Origin of the sequence: Janthinobacterium sp. SUN120 (assembly GCF_030397735.1) — a bacterium.
Classification (GTDB): domain Bacteria; phylum Pseudomonadota; class Gammaproteobacteria; order Burkholderiales; family Burkholderiaceae_D; genus Janthinobacterium; species Janthinobacterium kumbetense.
The window spans coordinates 1,946,893-1,962,918 of sequence record NZ_JAPUBW010000001.1 but is presented as its reverse complement, the minus strand read 5'-3'; the positions used below and the strand labels follow the sequence as shown (position 1 = coordinate 1,962,918).

Here is a 16,026-nt window from a genome sequence, read left to right as displayed (position 1 = left end):
ACATGAAAAAACTGACCTCTATCGTATTGTGCCTGGTTTTTTTGGCCGCTTGCAATTCCAAGGAAAAGGAAAATCGCTTGCAACAGGAATTAAGCGAGAAAACCTTCACTACCACCTCATATAACTACACGCCGTACGATATTTACTCCATCACCTTCAAGGGTATTTCACTGCCATTCAAGATCGATGAAGCTCCCAGCGGCGGTTCCATTTTTTTTCGCGACGCCAGCGAGGCGGAAATGGACAATGGTGAAAAAGTCCGTTTCAGCAGCGGCAATTGCTGTTTTATCTGGGACACTCCCGTGGATAAACCGCTGAGAGTGCGGGTGGTCTGGAGCGTGGTGTTCGATACTGCCTATCACAATGGAAAATCGAGTGTTGACTATGACGAACGCACTTCCAGGCAGAGTTCTCCCGGAAGCCGCTGGTGTCAGGCCACTGTGGACATCCTGCCCGCCAAAGGGCCCGATCGCCCAACCACCGTGCTCTTGCACTTTCTTGCCGATGGAACAGTCCAGGCACATCTGGGAACCTTCAAGACGCAGGCGCCACTTGCTGCCGAGCAAGTGAAACTGCATGCCACGCGCCTTCCCCAAGGCCAGTTCTGCAAGCAGGAAATCGAGAATCCTTTTTATGGCATACCTCGCACACCGCATAGGGAATAGACCATGAGTAAACCAACGATACGCCGGCTTAGCGACGTCACGAAGAGTGAAAGGCTTGCCCGAGGAATTTATCGCAAGGAATTGGAAAAATGTGCGAAGGAGTCGGATTGCCGAAAGCCCGTCTGGATCAGCTGTTTTTTTGACGGAACTGGAAATAATTTCAAAAAAGATGGAAATGGTTCGCTGGCTTCGTCGAATGTAAAGTACAGCAATATTGCGAAACTGGGAAAGTTTGCGCATACGGCCGAAGATGAAAAAAACAAGACCTACGCGATATATACGCCAGGGGTCGGCACGCCGTTTCCGGAAATTCAAGACAGCGGTGACGGAATCGATGGGGCGCTCGGCATGGCATCGGCTGCAAAAGGGCAGGCCCGCATCAGCTGGATGCTGAAGGAGTTGAAGGTGCGGGTGGACAAGCACATGCCGCATGTAAATCAAATCAATGTTGCCGTGTTTGGTTTCAGTCGGGGGGCGGCCCAGGCGCGGGCCTTTGTGCGTCAGTTGGCTGGACAGTGTTATCAGCAGGGAGATGGATTGATCTGGATCAAAAGTGGCGGATTTATTCAGCCGCGTCTGGTGATTTACTTCCTCGGCATTTTTGATACCGTGGCCTCGGTGGGGTTTGGCGGTAGCCGCCTTGAGTCCAATCTCAAATATCACCTGGGACCTGTCTGGGGCGGCGTGATGTATCTGGCAGACGAGGGCGGCCATGCGGAATGGGCCTCCGATCTGCGTATTCCACCGTATGTGCGCTTTTGCGAGCATTATGTCGCAGCGCATGAAGTGCGCGAGAAATTTCCATCAGACTCTATCCGAATCGACCAGGCCACTGACTCGAACTGTCGGGAAACCCTTTATCCCGGGGCACACTCCGACGTGGGCGGCGGTTATGACGACATGAATCAGGAGGGGCGGTCAAATGAACTGGCGCGCATTCCGCTGTGCAATATGTATCTGTCGGCATATGCCGCCGGGGTGCCGTTCAAGTCACCCGAAGAGGTTCTTCAGGATTATGGCTCGCTGTTTAACATCAGCAGCGAATTGGAGGCATGCTTCGACGCTTACATGAAGCACGTGAGCGCGGACAAGCGGCTCGAGACACAAGTTATCAGCCACATGAACAATTACTATCATTGGCGCTGGGGACGCACGGAACGCCAGCGCGCGGCGCGCAAAGAACGCGAAGCCATCATCGCAAAGGGGCAGTCCGTCATGTATGCCACGCCTGACAAGTACATGACCACGACGGACAGCGAATGGGAACGCGACGTTCAGAACATTGCAGAAAAGAAAACCGGCTTTTTTCGCAGTGCCACGGAACCGCTGGAGGACGCGATCTACGATGCCTGGAAAGGCAAGCTCCGAAAGTCGCTGTCGGTTGCCGAGCGGACTTTATTTGACAAATTCTTCGATCGCTATGTGCATGATTCTGTTGCGGGATTCAAGAATCAGATGAGTGACGCCAGTATCGGCTTTGTTGAAGCCAGTCGCTGGTCCCGAAACCGGCAGTATTTCATGGGAAAACGAGGCAAGAAATATCTGTATTGGCGATATGATGGGGCAAAACCGGCATCGGGCGGCGTAAAAGAGGCGATGCTGGTGCCGAAAGAAGCATCGACAGGTGGCGACACGGCGATAGCCTAGCAGAAACGGGCCTAACCGCTATCTGGCGCGGGCCGCCGCCCTGGCTTGCTTGTCGCACTCGCGCACGGCCGCCTTGCATGCGGAAAACACTACCAGATACGTCACGGCGGCCTGCCGCTCTTCGACCAGTTCCGCCACCCGCTGCGTGAGCTGCAACGGTGTCGTCGGGGGCAGTTTTTCCAGCTTCTTGCTGATGTCTTTGAGAGAACGTTGCTGACGCGCCAGTTCCGTGGCCAGCACGGCCTTGCGCTCGGCAGCGGGCAGGGCCGGATACAGCCTGCCGTTGCCGGCCTTGACGCTGCCATCCGCCGTCATCGACTGCGACTCGTGCGGGGCGCGAAATTCCAGCGCCAACTTGCCATCGGCTTGCACGACGACCAGCAGCTCCTCGGTGGTATTGCCGGCAGGCAACGGCAGCGTGCGCGTTTCCGGCTTGCCGTCAGGCAACCAGCGGTACTCGATGGTCAGCTGTACCGGTTTGTGCGGCGTGGCCGGCAGGTAGAAACAGCAATTGGCGGCGCTGCTCATGTAAGGGTTCAGGGGATCGGTATCGACGGCATTGGCCGGATTGCCGGCATCGCTGACGCCGACCTGGATGGGACGGGCGCTGTAGTTCAGGGTGCTGACCGCTATCTTCGCTTCATCGGCCCGGGGCCGGTAATCGTGCTGGCCGCGCTCGCCGCGTTCGGCATGGCCTGCCAGCAGCGGCCGGCGCTGCATGGACTTGATGCCGATGACAAAGATATGACTCAGGTAGCCGGTATCCGAGCGGCCGTCGCGCGAATAGCTGTCGCCGGGCGTGCGGTAGAGGTAGCCGATGTCTGCGATGGCCAGGGTGCGCACCTTGCTGTCCTGCGGAAATAGTGCTTCCTCCAGATAGCGATCCCTGGCGCCCATCACCTTTCCAGAGAGCACGCCAGCCCACGCCCGTTCCCCTGCGAAGCGGGGAAAGACGTTGAATTCGCCGTTGATGAACGGTTCGATTTTCAGCACATCCTGCGTCATGCCCGTGACGGGATCGATGACGGAATAAATCCCCGGAAAGGGCGAGTCTGCGGCGTGCGCCTGCGCGGGCATGGCGCAGAGGAGGCAGGCTGCGATCACGGCGGGTTTGTGGCTCATGCCGGCTCCGATCGCATACTGGGTGGCTGACGGTGGAATGCCACCAGGTCGGCGGGATAGAATTTGGCATCGCGGTAGCTGCTGTCGTCGATATCGAGCAGGCAAGTGATGGCCGCCGCTTCCCATGACCAGTAGCCTGAAAAGGACGTGTCGCGCGCGTGGCTGTCATAGTAGGGTTCGCGGCGGCTGGCGTCATACCATTGCCTCAGGTAATCCTTCATCAGCGCCGGGCGCTGGTTTTCTTCTGCCGCGAATATCTTGAGCGTCTTGACGTAGGGCAAGTGGCGGGTACATTCCGGCCAGGCGGTATCCCTGTTATCGATGGAAAATGCCAGCAGGCGTTCGACCAGCCCATCTTTTTCGTGGTTGTTGAAATCGATGACTGGTGCCAGGCGGGGCAGCAAATTGCCCCAACCCAGGAGAATGCCAAGGCAGATCATGCGGTTGACCTGCTCGTAGCCATCACCGGGCAGGGCGAAGTGGGGAAATCCCTGTTCCGCAGCGCAGGCCTGCACGTCAAAAGCCCTGTCATAGTTGGCAAACTCTTCCCAGTATTCGAGTATCGTGGGATACAGCGCGCGCAGATCGACTATCGTATGGCCGGCGCTGTAAGCCAGGCTGAGCAGGTCTATGCCATCCCAGGCCCGCTGGCGCGTGGCCGTCATGAAATTTTCTGGCGGGATATTTTGCAGTACTTCGGCAGGCTGTTGCAAGCCTGCCTCCACCATGTCGAAGCACTCGTCCAGACTGTCTTTGCTTTCAAGGTAAATTGCGTAGGACAGCAGCGGTTCCCTGCGCCTGGCCAAAAAAATGTGTTCGTCCAGAGTCTGCATTCTTACTCCCGAAAGTCCGTGTCACGGCAGGGCTGTTTGCCTTCGACATGCCCGCCATCGCTTGCCTCGTTCCTCTCTATGCTGGTATAGCGAGCTTCTTTCGATAACTGTCGCGCATAGTCAACGAGGTCTTTTGGATAGACCAAATGGTCTATGTCGCTGTCATCGAGGTCAAAAACAAAAACCATTGCAGCTGCTTCAAATGCCCAATAACCATAATATGGCGCGTAGCCTTCATCGCTGATTCTGAGATGGCCGTTGTACCAGCGTGGATGGTCCTTCATCGCCGGGTACCATTGTTTCAAATATTTCTTGAGTAAATTTCGTGCCGATTTTTCATCATATTCATAAACTGTCTGCAGCAAGACATCGTACGGTTTGCCCAGTAAGCAAGTGTCGATCATGATCGCATCCTCCACATAGGCGCTAATCAGTTCCTCGAACAAGCCATCCTGTCCACGGTGGCTGCTAAGTATGCGTATGATGCGACTGACCGAACGCTGGTCACGCAATAATATAGCGATACTCAGTAATTGCAGCGTATCTTCATAATCGGCAAGGTCGCCAAAATTTGGTGCTGCCCGATATTTATATGGGCCATATTCAGGATGTTTCGATAATATTTCCTTCTGATGAATTTGATCGACTTCATTCCACTCCGCAAACTTGTCCACGATGCCAGACAGGCGTGGTGCGAGGTCCTCCATGGGCATGCCCGCAGTGTAATCGAGTAGCCAAATCCAGAAATTTTCAAGATACAGAAAATTGTAAGCCAGACTGAGATCTGCCGCGGATTCAGCCGCTTCCTTATTCTTCTGTTGGACTTGTATCAGGGCAAGCGAATTTTCCAGGGTTTTTTCATACAGTTCCTGGTAAATGAATTGCTGGCGGCGGCGATCATCGAATGGTGGATTTTTCATTTTATTCGCCGCCTTCTCGTTTGGCCGATGGTTTCATCTCCACGCTGCTGTGGCGGCCTTCTTTCCGCAGCTGGCGCGCATAATCGACCAGGTCCTTGGGGTAGACCAGATGGTCGATCTGGCTGTCCTCCAGGTCAAGTAAAAAAACCGCCGCACCCGCTTCAAATGCCCAGTAACCGTAATAGGGAGCATACCCCTCGTCCCTGATTCTCAGATGCCCGTCGTACCAGCGGGGATGATTTTTCATGGCTGGATACCACTGTTTCAGGTATTTCTGGACCAGTTTGAGTATCTCTCTCTCATTATTTTCATAGAAAACCTGAAGCAAAGTACCATAGGGCTTTTCGAGAATGCACGAATCAAGATCTTGCTTATCCTCGACATATGCGCCAATCAATTGCTCAAATAATCCGTCCTGGCCACGGTGGCTGCGTAACACATGGATGATGCGTAAGACAGAATGTTGATCGCGCAGTAATAGTGCAATACTGAGTAGTTGTAGCGTGTTCTCATAATTTGCAAGCGTGGAAAAGTCTGGTGCTCCCTTGTATTCGTACGGCCCATAATCCGGAAACTCAAGCGCCGCTTCCTGTTGACAGAATTGATCGACCTCATTCCACTCTTCAAACTTATCCACGATGCCGGCGATACGCGGCGCCAGTGCATCGATCGGTTCACCCGCTGTGTAATCCAGCATCCAGATCCAGAACGCTTCCAAATACAGAAACTGATGTACCACAGAGTTTTCCAGCGTTGATTCCACTATTTTTTTATTTGCAAGTCGGACTTCAATTAATGCGAGCAGATTTTCCCGCGTTTTATGATAAAGATCTTCGTAGAGAAATTTCTGCCGGCGCCGCATATCGAACGGGGCGGCCATCATTGTTTGTCCGTCGTTCTTGCTTCTCGCTGGCGCAACTCGGCGCTGGGCCAGTCGCTGTCGGCGTCGAAGCGCCGCATCCAGCGTAGCGAGTCGGCGTCATTGAAGCGTTCGTTAGGGTCGCCGTCCCATTGGCCAAAGCCCAGCAGCGCCATGTGGTCGTTGCGGATCGGCTTGAGCAGTTTGTTGAGCAGCGCCGGCAATTCCGGCACGCCGTCCTCCACCGGGTAGAGGGCCGGTTCCTCGCCCAGTTCGATCCATAGGCCTGCGCCGAGCTCGTCGATCCGGATGTGCGGATGTTGCAGGCTGAGTTTTATCTGGTCGCGGCTGAGATCCAATTTTTCGCGCCACATATCCGACAGCAGGAAGCCCCAGGTTGGCGGGCGAATGCCGTCTGCCAGCGAGCCGCTCATGGAAAAAGGATAATCAATGTCCAAACCAAAAAATCGAGGTGCCAGAGAGCGTTCCCACACGGTCACTGCCGAGCGGGTGCCGAAAGCAATCGGATTGGCCATCGAAAAGCCGCTATAAACCTGATCAGGTTTCAGTTTTTCCATGGTTTCCAGAACAAACCGCCGCCATGCATTCTTGTTATCCTTCCACCATGACCAGCGATAGTAGAATTGAATGAATGAGTAATCCCTGTTTGACGGTTCTGAATTATCGTTCATATGATCCCGCATTTTCCAGAAATATCCAGCAGTGGAAGGCGACGAGTTATGTTTTTTCTGATCGGTAAAATTGAAAATGAAATAGTCTTCTTTTTTTGTTTTTCTTGCAAACTCACGCAGATCAGGTAAACGTTTCGATCCGTAAGGGTGCGGTCTCTCAGAACTCGGATGCGTTGCGATAATATATGGATTTCCTGTGATTTTATAAAATTCTTCATGGATATCAATCATGAGATTGGATATGTCAAGATGGCGTTTAGTATCATACAAGAAGTAAAATGTTATGAAAGGAGACACCCCCAGATCTTGATTACCATCGTCACAGGACATGTTTGGCCATTCTTTGAGGTCAGCAACCATTCCCTCTACATCTTCGGCAGTAAAAAAACGTTCCGTTGTGCTCATCTTTTCTCCTCTCACTGCATTGTTTCTTTACGCCTTCATAAAACGCCACACCGTCAAGCCATAGGCAGAATCCAGATTGCTCATGATCTCGCCCTGTTCAAATCGCCGGGTTGACGGAGGAACGTCCAGCGCTTGCCACTGGCCGGCCTGCGGGCAGACCTAGCCGGCTTCAGCGCGCAATTCCAAAGGCCCCTGCACTGGACCAGCCGCTGACTGTGCGAGATGGAATTTGGCTATTGTTCTTCACTCCAATGCCAGATGGTTTCACCGTATGCCGCATCGTCAAAAACAGGCATCACTTGGCCTTGCGCGAAGTGGCTACGGCTGTGTAACCTTGTTGGGGCTTCCCAGAAGCCAGTTTGGGGGCAGGGGTGACCACCCTCAACACGACCGGCCTTATTTATTAAGTCAGTATCCATGCTTGTGTAACGGTGTTCCGCGCGTAACTTGCGGCCATAATTGACCAAGTCTTTAGGGTAGACCAGATGATCGATAGCGCTGTCGTCCAGATCGAGAATAAAGACCGCCGCTCCGGCTTCAAATGCCCAATAGCCATAATAGCCGGCATAGCCCTCTTCGCTGATCCTAAGGTGCTCATCATGCCAGCGTGGATGATCCTTCATTGCCGGATACCACTGTTGTAAATATTGCTTGAGCAAGCTGAGTGTGGCAGTCTCACCTTCTTCATAAAAGACACCTAGCAAGGTGTCATAAGGAGCGCCAAGCACGCAGGTATCGCGCTCGACGACGTTGTCGACATAAGCACTGATCAATTGCTCGAACAGGCCATCTTGACCGCGATGGCTACGTAGTACGTGGATGATGCGTTGGACCGAACGCTGATCGCGTAGCAAGATGGCAATGCTCAGCAGTTGCAGTGTGTCTTCATAGTCGGAAAGTGTCGAGAAATGGGGCGCCCCCGAATATTTATATGGACCATATTCAGGCAGCTTCAGTGCACACTCCTGTTGATACTTTTGATCCACTTCGTTCCACTCTTCAAATTTGTCCACGATATCGGCGATTTGAGGCGCCAGTTGATCGAGGGCTATGCCAGCCGTGTAGTCAAGCATCCATATCCAGAGTAATTCCAGATACAGGAAATGATGAACGGAGGAGCTTTCGCCTATCGAATATGCATCCTTTTTGTTTTCTTTTCCTCCGCAGATCAAGGAAAGTTGATTTATCCGTGTTTTTTTATAAAGTTCTTCATAAAGAAATTGTTGCCGACGCCGTTCGTGAAAGACGTTATTTTTCATGGTGAAGTACCATTTTTCTTGTTTGGTGCAGATTTCTTCAGGATGTTGTCGGACATTGCGTTCAACGTAAATGCCTAACATACTTGGCTGTGTGAGATGAAATATTGACTATGGTCCTTCACTCCAATGCCAGATTGTTTCGCCGTATGCCGCATCGTCAAAAACAGGCATCACCTGGCCTTGCGCGAAGTGGCTGCGGCTGTGTAACCTTGCTGAGGTTTCCCAGAAACCACTTTGGGGACACGGATTTCCCCCTTCAACACGGCGGACATTGTGCTGCTGTTTCGTATACAAGCTGGTGTAACGGTTTTCTTCGCGTAATTTTCGCCCGTAGTCTACAAGGTCTTTTGGATAGACCAGGTGATTGATACCGCTGTCATCGAGATCGAGTAGATAGACTGTTGCGCCTGCTTCGAATGCCCAGTAACCATAATAACCGGAATAACCTTCCTCGTTGATATGCAAGTGTTCGTCATACCAGCGTGGATGATCCTTCATGGCTGGGTACCATAATTTCAAATACTTTTTCACAAGATTGAGCGTCGCACTTTCGTCTTCTTCATAAAATACCTGCAGCAGCGTGTCATAGGGTTTTCCAAGAACGCAACTGTCTATATTTATTTCTTCTTCGATATATCCACCAATTAATTGTTCGAATAGGCCATCTTGACCTCGGTGACTGCGTAGCACATTAATGATGCGCATAACCGATTTCTGGTCGCGCAGTAAAATGGCAATGCTAATTAATTGAAGGGTATTTTCGTATTCAAAAAGATTGGAAAATTGCGGGGCGCCGACATATTCGTAAGGTCCAAATTCTGGAAATTCAAGTGCAGCATCCTGTTGAAATGATTGATATACATCATTCCATTTTTCAAATGCGTCGATAATAACGGCAAGGCGCGAGGCAAGTTCATGGATGGGGACGCCTGCGGTGTAGTCCAACATCCAGAGCCAAAATAGTTCGAGATGCAAGAACTGATAAATCGAATTTTCACTTTGCGTTGTACTGGCTACATTTTCATTATCATGTCCTACTTTAATGAGGAGGAATTGATTTTCTCGTGTTTTATTGTAAAGTTCTTCATGGAGAAATTGCTGTCTACGTCGGTGATGAAAGGGTAAATCTTCCATGGCTACTTGCTTTTTTCTTGGGTAAATTGTATTCGTGTCAAAGAAGGTACGCGCATGCTGAAACCGCAATGCATGATTGCCTTTTTCAGTCGAGCATCAGCTCGATGGTTTCGAACATCAGTACCGTCGCTGTTTTTTATGCGTTCAGGAAGCGCCACACCGTCAAGCCATAGGCGCAATCCAGATTGCGCATGATCTCGCCTTGTTCAAATCGCCGGGTTTGCGGCGGAATGTCCAGCGCTTGCCACTGTCCGGTCTGCGGGCAGGCCTCGCCGGCGTAGGCGTGCAATTCCAAAGGCTTATGCGCTGACGCAGCTCGGCGCTGGGCTAATCGCTGGCTGTGCGAGATGGAATTTGGCTATTGTTCTTCACTCCAATACCAGATGGTTTCACCGTATGCCGCATCGTCAAAAACAGGCATTATTTGGCCTTGCGCGAAGTGGCTGCGGCTGTGCAATTTTGCTGGGGTTTCCCAGAAGCCAGTTTGAGGGCAGGGCTGGCCGCCCTCGACGCGTCCCTTGCGCATCAGTGGTTCTGTTTCCTGACTGGTAAAGCGGCCAACTTCCCATAACTGTCGTGCATAATCGACCAGGTCTTTGGGGTAGACCAGATGGTCGATCTGGCTGTCGTCCAGGTCGAGTATAAAGACGGTCGCCCCTGCTTCGAATGCCCAGTAGCCGTAATAGGCGGCATAGCCTTCCTCGTTGATGTTGAGATGCTCATCGTACCAGCGCGGATGATTTCTCATAGCTGGGTACCACTGTTTCAGGTATTTTTGCAGCAGGACTAAGCTAGCTTTCTCATCTTCCTCATAGAATACTTGCAACAGGGTGTCGTAGGGTTTGCTGATAATGCAGGTGTCGAGGTCTTGACTGTCCTCGACATATGCGCCAATTAATTGCTCGAACAGCCCATCGTGGCCACGGTGGCTACGCAGTACGTGGATGATGCGTCGCACCGAACGCTGATCGCGTAGCAGGATGGCGATGCTGAGTAGTTGAAGCGTGTCTTCATAATCGGAAAGGATGGAAAACTGTGGCGCTCCCTCGTATTCGTATGGCCCGTATTCTGGAAAGTCAAGCGCCGCTTCCTGTTGATAAAGTTGATCGACTTCATTCCATTCTTCAAATTTATCCACGATGCCTGCAATGCGCGGCGCCAGTGCATCGATCGGCTCACCTGCCGTATAGTCGAGTATCCAGATCCATAGCGCTTCCAAATACAAAAACTGGTAAATGACAGTTTGACTTTGTGTTGATTCGGCCACTTTTTTGTTGGCAAGTTGACCTTTAATTAGTGAAAGTTGATTTTCTCGAGTTTTAGTGTAAAGCTCCTCATAAAGGAATTGTTGGCGACGGCGTTCATGGAATTCTGGGTTCTTCATTGTTATTTTCTCCGTTTTCTCTTTCCTGAAACTGCTTTGCTTGATTTATTCTTGTTCTCTTGCTGTTCTTGTTGATCGACTGGTTTTTTGGACGTTGCTTTTTCGAGGCTTCTACGTCCTTTGTCTATGCGATCAATTTCCATATAGTTGAATGTGTCGCTTATGCCATGAGTTTCTTTGTGTTTGTCATGTATTTTTATATTATAATGATCACCTGACGCGAGTAATTCCAATGTCGCTGCAAGATGGTCGACAACTCCAGATGCTGCTGCTAACTTGAGCTTGCCATGCGGGTGTGCCGCCGTCACGAACGGATTAGAGAGTGCGGTGCTTCCCAGTATTAGATATGTCCAGCGATTTTTTAAATTTTCAACGGATTGCATGGCACCGTTTTTGGTGCTGTTGGTAAGCCATTTTTTCCCCATCTGCGTGCCCTTTATACGTTCACCGAGCAACGTCCATAACATCAGCTCTCTGTCGTTGAGGGATGCCGGGGGGCGTGGGATGTTGCCACGTTCCACTTCCTTTTGCAGCCGCTGGAACAGTGTGTAGGCACTGCTACTGAATTTTGCTTCGATGAAATGGAAAGTGTCGCTATTTGTCTGCCAGATGGTATCCACACCATTTTGTAGCATTTTTTTTAAGTCTTCGGGTACAAGCTCTGTCGGGCGTTTGTGTGCGTTATCGGGACCGACAACGCGCGGGTAGTCAAAGCGCCATTTTCCATTGACGTTACCGTGCGGCCAGGCGGTGGCTTTTTTAAGCACGTGTTCCATATGATAATAATCTGCCATATGCTCACCGATGAGTCCCTTTGGCCCGAATGGCACTTTGGACAGCAATTCGCGAATCGGCCGCGACGTATTCTTCACCGGTGCGGTGCCGCCGTCGCTGCTCTGGCGGTGCGAGTCGTCCACGGGTTTGTGTTCCTTGCCCTTGCCCGGCGAGTCCCGTTCTTTGGTTTTTGCTTTGGCATCCACGCCCTTGGTTTTTTTATCGGTGCTGATCGTGGGCGACTTGAACTGGGCGTTGGCGCTGTGCGGATGTGTGTTGCCGGGCTTGTGATTGTGCCTGGCTGCCGTATTGGCGCCGGTGCCGGCGGCGACGGCGATTTTTTTTGCCGCCCATAACGCGTCTTCGCCCAGCATGTCCTCGATCAAGTCCTGCAACGCCTTGGCGCCTTGCGCAATGCCGGCCTTGAGGGGGCCGCGCACCGCTTCGACTTGCGGCTTCATGTCGCGTGCCAAATGCTGCAAGTCCGACGGCAGCCACCAATGGCTGGTCGACAGGTAGCCGAGCAATTGCACGCAGTTGTCCAGCGCGCTCATGGCCGTGCTGATTGCCAGCTGGGTGTTTTGTGCCCACTGGAAGGTTTTCAGGAATTTGATCGCGGCGCCCTTGCTCTTGCCCAGCATGGCTTCGATCATGACATTGCCGCCAGCGGCCGCCGCGCCAACCTCCTTGCGGTACTTGCGCAAAGGCTTGATGATGGTCTTGAACAGGCTGCCGACTTCTGGAATGCAGCCGAACGCCGCCAGCGCCATGTCGACCCAGTCATCGCGGGTCGCGCGCGACACGCCTTTCCTGCCGACCCGGTAGATCATGCCCGAGACATCGCGCACATCCATCACTTGGTCAACCACGGGGATCAGGGAAATGGCGCCGCCGACGATCATGGCGGCCTTGCCCTGGTCATCCTCGAAGTCGCCCAGGATCAGGTCCTTGAAAAACTCTACAATCTCATCGACAAAGTTCTGGCTCATGGTTGGGGATCCGGTTTACTGCTTTTCCTGGCCGCTTCCAGCAATGCGGAAGCCTGTTTCAGCTGCTGCCTCGCTTGCTGCAGACGGGGTTCCGCTACCAATGGCGGCGCTACCCAGTCGCGCTGGTCCTCGCCATATTCAATGTGATATGCGCCGGGAGGAATGTTTTCGAGGCGGGCATGGCCCTTGTCGTTGAGCAATCCACTGAGTGAAGTACCATTGGCGAACGTGATTTTGTAGGGGGAGTTAATGACAGGTTCGAGATCGCCATAATGCAGGTTCAGTTCGACTGCCCGGCCCAGGTCGGCTGCATTCGGCATCGCCGGCAAGGTGGGCTGGCTGCTCGCCGGCCCCGTCAATTCCTTCATGCTGGCGTTGAAATCGATCTTGCCCGGTCCATGCAGCATGATGTTGCCGCCTTCGAGGCGGATGTACGCGCCCTGGGCCGTCATCAGGATGTGCTGCTTGGCCGCCGCCGTGACGCTCTTGGCGGTGCTACTGACGGTGATGGCCTTGTCGGCCGTCAGCCGTGTCGCATCGGACTGGCTTTGGCTGCTGACCTTGCCGCTGGCCGCATGCAGGCGGATGCCGGTTTCCTGGTTGGGCTTATCCTTGCTGCTGGCCTTGCCATAGGTAAACAGGCTGATGCCCTTGCCCAGCGCGTACAGGCTGTTGCCCTGCGCGGCAAAGTTGAGATCCGCGCCCGCTGTCAGACTGCCATTGCCGCCGGCGACCAGCACGGCGTTGGCCGGTGTGGTGGCGGCGATGCCGGACGGACTGGACAATTGCAGCTGCGGGTCGCCATACGCGCTGGCCTGGCCTTCGCCGCCCGCCGCCTGCTGGCCCTGGCCCGCAGCGGCGGCGCCCTCGGCCGTCGCGCCCAGGACCTCGATGCTGTGCTGCATCTGGGCAAGGGCGGGGAGCTGGGCGGCTGGCGCAGGCGTCTGCGGCTGGTCCGGCGTGACAGCGGAAGCTGGCGCGGCCGCACCGGCTGTGGCCGGGCTGGGCATTTCGAGCGCGAAATGTTTTTGCGCCTGCTCGGCCAGCGAGGTCTGCAGTTGCAAGCTTTGCCTGAGCTGTTCCAGCGCTTCCTGCGCATCCATCTGGCTGCCGCCGGCATCGCGGCCATGCGCCGACAGCAACATGCCCGCTCCCGCGCGCAGGGCGGCGCCGTGTTCTGTTTTCAGCTCGGCGCCAAAGCCGGACGGCGCCAGCCGCTGGTTGTCGCTCTGGTGGCGCAAATGGCCCAGGTTCAGTTCGGCCGTGCCCTGATGAGGGCCGGCGTGGCGCTGCAAGGCGACACGGCCCTGGCCCGGGCTGTCGTCGAACACCAGCTGGCTGTAGGCGCCGCCGCCGCCCTGGCTGGCTTGCATGGCTTGCGTCTTGATGCCGGACAAGGCCGCCGGGTGGGCGTGGGCGCCGGCCTGGCCGGGAAACCAGGCCGGCGCGTTGCCCGTCGCCGCGCCCGTGCCCTGGCTGACCTGGTTGTTTTGCGCGTCTGCCTGGCCGCGGCCGTTGTACAGCGTGCCGATGACGACGGGGCGGTCGATATTGCCTTCCAGGAAATCGACGAGCACTTCCTGGCCCACGCGGGGCAGGGCGTTGCTGCCCCAGTTGGCGCCGGCGACGGGCGCCAGCGGCGTGGCGACCCTGACCCAGGTGCCGGCGCTATCGTCGCCGGGGGCGCCCGTGTGGCCGTCGGCTGCCGGATGCGCCAGCCGGCTATGGCTTTGCGCTCCCCGCTGCCAGTGGAATTGCACCTTGATGCGGTGGTCGCGGTCCGTATGCAGCTGGACGCCGGCCGGGCCGACGACGATGGCGGTCTGCTGGCCCATGATGCCGGGGCGCGGATGCAGCAGTTGCCCATGCTGGTCGGCATAGCTGCTGCGGTAGGGGATCTTGCTGCGGATGGCGTCGATGCGGTTGCGGTAGGGCGGGCGTTCGCCGATGGTGTCGCCGACGGCGTGCAGGCTGCCGGCCGCTTCGTCGCCGATCAGCGCGTCGAGCAAGCCCTTGCCGAAGCGCTGCAGCAGTCCGCCGCCGAGTTCGGCATCGAGGTTGTTATGCATCAAGTGTACCGTGCGGGTGACGAGGAAGGTCGCCGCGTCGCCATCGCCCGCCGCGTCCGTTTGCGCCTGGCCGCTCAGGGTGAAGGTGGTGCCGGGCGCCAGGGTGCGCACGGTGCCGGCGCCGGTAAACACTTCTCTGGCCGCCGTCAGCGCCTGCAACTGGCGCTCGGCAAGCCGTTGTCCGTGCTCACGCGACGGGTAGGCATAGGCGCCGGGAGCGTCGCGGCTGAGCAGCGCCATCGTCCCGTCCCTGGCGCCAGCGGCGCTGATGGGGCGCTGGTCCAGCGCGCGGTAATCCCAGCTGGACAGTTCGATGCCGTTGGTTTGCTGGCGCAACTGCATGCGCCAGCGGTCCATCGTGTCTTGCGGCATGACGGCGCCTGGCTGGCTGTAGGCGATGCTGGCCTGAGCGTTGGGCTTGAAGCTGCCGTTGTGGTCGGCGATGACGAGGGTATGGCTGCCCAGGCTGGCACTGCCCGCATCGCCCGTGTGTTCCGCATAATAAAACAGCCCTTCCTCGCTCATCAGCCGTTCCGCAAAGGCCCAGTCGCTTTCCTGGTACTGGCTGCAGATGCTGCGTTTCGGATAGGCCGCGCGGTCGAGCAGGTCGAAGCGCCAGGCGGGCGCCAGCATGCCCTGGCCTTGGTAGCGGGCGAAGACGACTTCGAGGATGTCCGGTACCGCCTGGTCCTGGAAGACGCGGCTGTCGCGGCCGTGCGCCAGGAAGGCCGTCCACGGCTGCATGGTAAGGTTGTAGCGGGCAAAGCCGCCATTCGCGCCCGCCAGTTCGACGGCGGTGATGTGGCCGTGGAACGGGCGCCAATCCTCTGTGCCGGCGGCCGTGCGCAATTCCAGCAGGATGGGCTGGCCGATCAGCGACTTGAGGGGAATGGCTGCGTCGAGCGACAGGGCGGCGATATTGAAGACATAGCCCAGTCCCAGGCCTTCCTCGCCGCGCACGCATTCGGCCAGCAGCTTGTCCGGGCCCAGGGGCGTGCTCAGCTTCAGCAGGCGCGTGGCCTGGCTGAAGCCGGTGGCGACGGGTGACGTAGCAGGTGACGGCGACGCGCTTGCTTGGACCGGTTCGGACATTGATTGGAACTCCGTGTGGAGAAATGAGCGTACTTGCAATTAATTCAATGACTTGCTTATAAGATTACACCTTAGAAATAGTGATTTAACAAGCGCGATTCAATTGAATCGTGCGGCAGGCCGGGTCGTGCGCGGGCCGTGCGGGCCGTTTTTGCCCCTTCTGCTAGAGTGCGGATCTTGCC

At 55.2% G+C, this 16,026-nt stretch carries 13 protein-coding genes; 2 read left to right on the top strand and 11 right to left on the bottom strand.

Translation table 11 applies throughout. The annotated features are described in order from the left end of the window. Positions 1-2: 2 nt before the first annotated feature. Together O0879_RS08650 and O0879_RS08645 are read left to right on the top strand one after the other, a co-directional pair. Positions 3-665, top strand: a complete 663-nt coding sequence (locus O0879_RS08650) for a hypothetical protein (protein ID WP_251351970.1) — start codon at positions 3-5, stop codon at positions 663-665. 3 nt (positions 666-668) lie between these two features. Beyond that, positions 669-2,312, top strand: a complete 1,644-nt coding sequence (locus O0879_RS08645; protein WP_289915960.1) for a DUF2235 domain-containing protein — start codon at positions 669-671, stop codon at positions 2,310-2,312. Between the two features lie 18 nt (positions 2,313-2,330). Here the strand turns inward: O0879_RS08645 and O0879_RS08640 are convergent, their stop codons facing one another. The 11 genes from O0879_RS08640 to tssI all read right to left on the bottom strand — a co-directional run bounded on the left by O0879_RS08640 (position 2,331) and on the right by tssI (position 15,844). Beyond that, a complete protein-coding gene (locus tag O0879_RS08640) occupies positions 2,331-3,434 on the bottom strand; it encodes a hypothetical protein (RefSeq protein ID WP_289915958.1) in 1,104 nt (367 codons plus the stop codon). After that, a complete protein-coding gene (locus tag O0879_RS08635; protein ID WP_289915956.1) occupies positions 3,431-4,267 on the bottom strand; it encodes a PoNe immunity protein domain-containing protein in 837 nt (278 codons plus the stop codon). Before O0879_RS08635 ends, O0879_RS08640 begins: the two co-directional genes overlap by 4 nt. Positions 4,268-4,269: 2 nt before the next feature. Further along, a complete protein-coding gene (locus O0879_RS08630; RefSeq protein WP_289915954.1) occupies positions 4,270-5,187 on the bottom strand; it encodes a PoNe immunity protein domain-containing protein in 918 nt (305 codons plus the stop codon). A 1-nt stretch (position 5,188) separates the two neighbouring features. Further along, complete coding sequence (locus O0879_RS08625) at positions 5,189-6,070, bottom strand: PoNe immunity protein domain-containing protein (RefSeq protein ID WP_289915953.1); 882 nt, start codon at positions 6,068-6,070, stop codon at positions 5,189-5,191. Continuing rightward, complete coding sequence (locus O0879_RS08620; protein WP_289915951.1) at positions 6,067-7,143, bottom strand: type VI immunity family protein; 1,077 nt, start codon at positions 7,141-7,143, stop codon at positions 6,067-6,069. The genes O0879_RS08625 and O0879_RS08620 overlap by 4 nt, the downstream gene beginning before the upstream one ends. A 233-nt stretch (positions 7,144-7,376) precedes the next feature. Continuing rightward, positions 7,377-8,483, bottom strand: coding sequence for a PoNe immunity protein domain-containing protein (locus O0879_RS08615; RefSeq protein ID WP_289915950.1), 1,107 nt, complete (start codon positions 8,481-8,483; stop codon positions 7,377-7,379). Between the two features lie 27 nt (positions 8,484-8,510). Next, positions 8,511-9,536 carry a PoNe immunity protein domain-containing protein gene (locus O0879_RS08610; protein ID WP_289915948.1) on the bottom strand — a complete coding sequence of 342 codons (1,026 nt, stop codon included), beginning with the start codon at positions 9,534-9,536 and terminating at the stop codon, positions 8,511-8,513. Between the two features lie 136 nt (positions 9,537-9,672). Beyond that, positions 9,673-9,831 carry a hypothetical protein gene (locus O0879_RS08605; RefSeq protein WP_289906684.1) on the bottom strand — a complete coding sequence of 53 codons (159 nt, stop codon included), beginning with the start codon at positions 9,829-9,831 and terminating at the stop codon, positions 9,673-9,675. Between the two features lie 63 nt (positions 9,832-9,894). Continuing rightward, on the bottom strand, positions 9,895-10,920 hold the full coding sequence (locus O0879_RS08600; protein WP_099664642.1) for a PoNe immunity protein domain-containing protein: 1,026 nt from the start codon (positions 10,918-10,920) through the stop codon (positions 9,895-9,897). A gap of 2 nt (positions 10,921-10,922) precedes the next feature. Beyond that, positions 10,923-12,683, bottom strand: coding sequence for a hypothetical protein (locus O0879_RS08595; protein WP_289915946.1), 1,761 nt, complete (start codon positions 12,681-12,683; stop codon positions 10,923-10,925). Further along, positions 12,680-15,844, bottom strand: a complete 3,165-nt coding sequence (tssI, locus tag O0879_RS08590) for a type VI secretion system Vgr family protein (RefSeq protein WP_289915945.1) — start codon at positions 15,842-15,844, stop codon at positions 12,680-12,682. The genes O0879_RS08595 and tssI overlap by 4 nt, the downstream gene beginning before the upstream one ends. Between the last annotated feature and the right edge of the window lie 182 nt (positions 15,845-16,026).

What these genes read in the sequence shown, in the direction of transcription:
- O0879_RS08635 (WP_289915956.1), bottom strand. Translation starts at nt 4,267, where the DNA reads ATGCAGACTCTGGACGAACACATTTTTTTGGCCAGGCGCAGGGAACCG.
- tssI (WP_289915945.1), bottom strand. Translation starts at nt 15,844, where the DNA reads ATGTCCGAACCGGTCCAAGCAAGCGCGTCGCCGTCACCTGCTACGTCA.
- O0879_RS08615 (WP_289915950.1), bottom strand. Translation starts at nt 8,483, where the DNA reads ATGTTAGGCATTTACGTTGAACGCAATGTCCGACAACATCCTGAAGAA.
- O0879_RS08650 (WP_251351970.1), top strand. Translation starts at nt 3, where the DNA reads ATGAAAAAACTGACCTCTATCGTATTGTGCCTGGTTTTTTTGGCCGCT.
- O0879_RS08610 (WP_289915948.1), bottom strand. Translation starts at nt 9,536, where the DNA reads ATGGAAGATTTACCCTTTCATCACCGACGTAGACAGCAATTTCTCCAT.
- O0879_RS08630 (WP_289915954.1), bottom strand. Translation starts at nt 5,187, where the DNA reads ATGAAAAATCCACCATTCGATGATCGCCGCCGCCAGCAATTCATTTAC.
- O0879_RS08600 (WP_099664642.1), bottom strand. Translation starts at nt 10,920, where the DNA reads ATGAAGAACCCAGAATTCCATGAACGCCGTCGCCAACAATTCCTTTAT.
- O0879_RS08645 (WP_289915960.1), top strand. Translation starts at nt 669, where the DNA reads ATGAGTAAACCAACGATACGCCGGCTTAGCGACGTCACGAAGAGTGAA.
- O0879_RS08625 (WP_289915953.1), bottom strand. Translation starts at nt 6,070, where the DNA reads ATGATGGCCGCCCCGTTCGATATGCGGCGCCGGCAGAAATTTCTCTAC.
- O0879_RS08640 (WP_289915958.1), bottom strand. Translation starts at nt 3,434, where the DNA reads ATGAGCCACAAACCCGCCGTGATCGCAGCCTGCCTCCTCTGCGCCATG.
- O0879_RS08595 (WP_289915946.1), bottom strand. Translation starts at nt 12,683, where the DNA reads ATGAGCCAGAACTTTGTCGATGAGATTGTAGAGTTTTTCAAGGACCTG.
- O0879_RS08620 (WP_289915951.1), bottom strand. Translation starts at nt 7,143, where the DNA reads ATGAGCACAACGGAACGTTTTTTTACTGCCGAAGATGTAGAGGGAATG.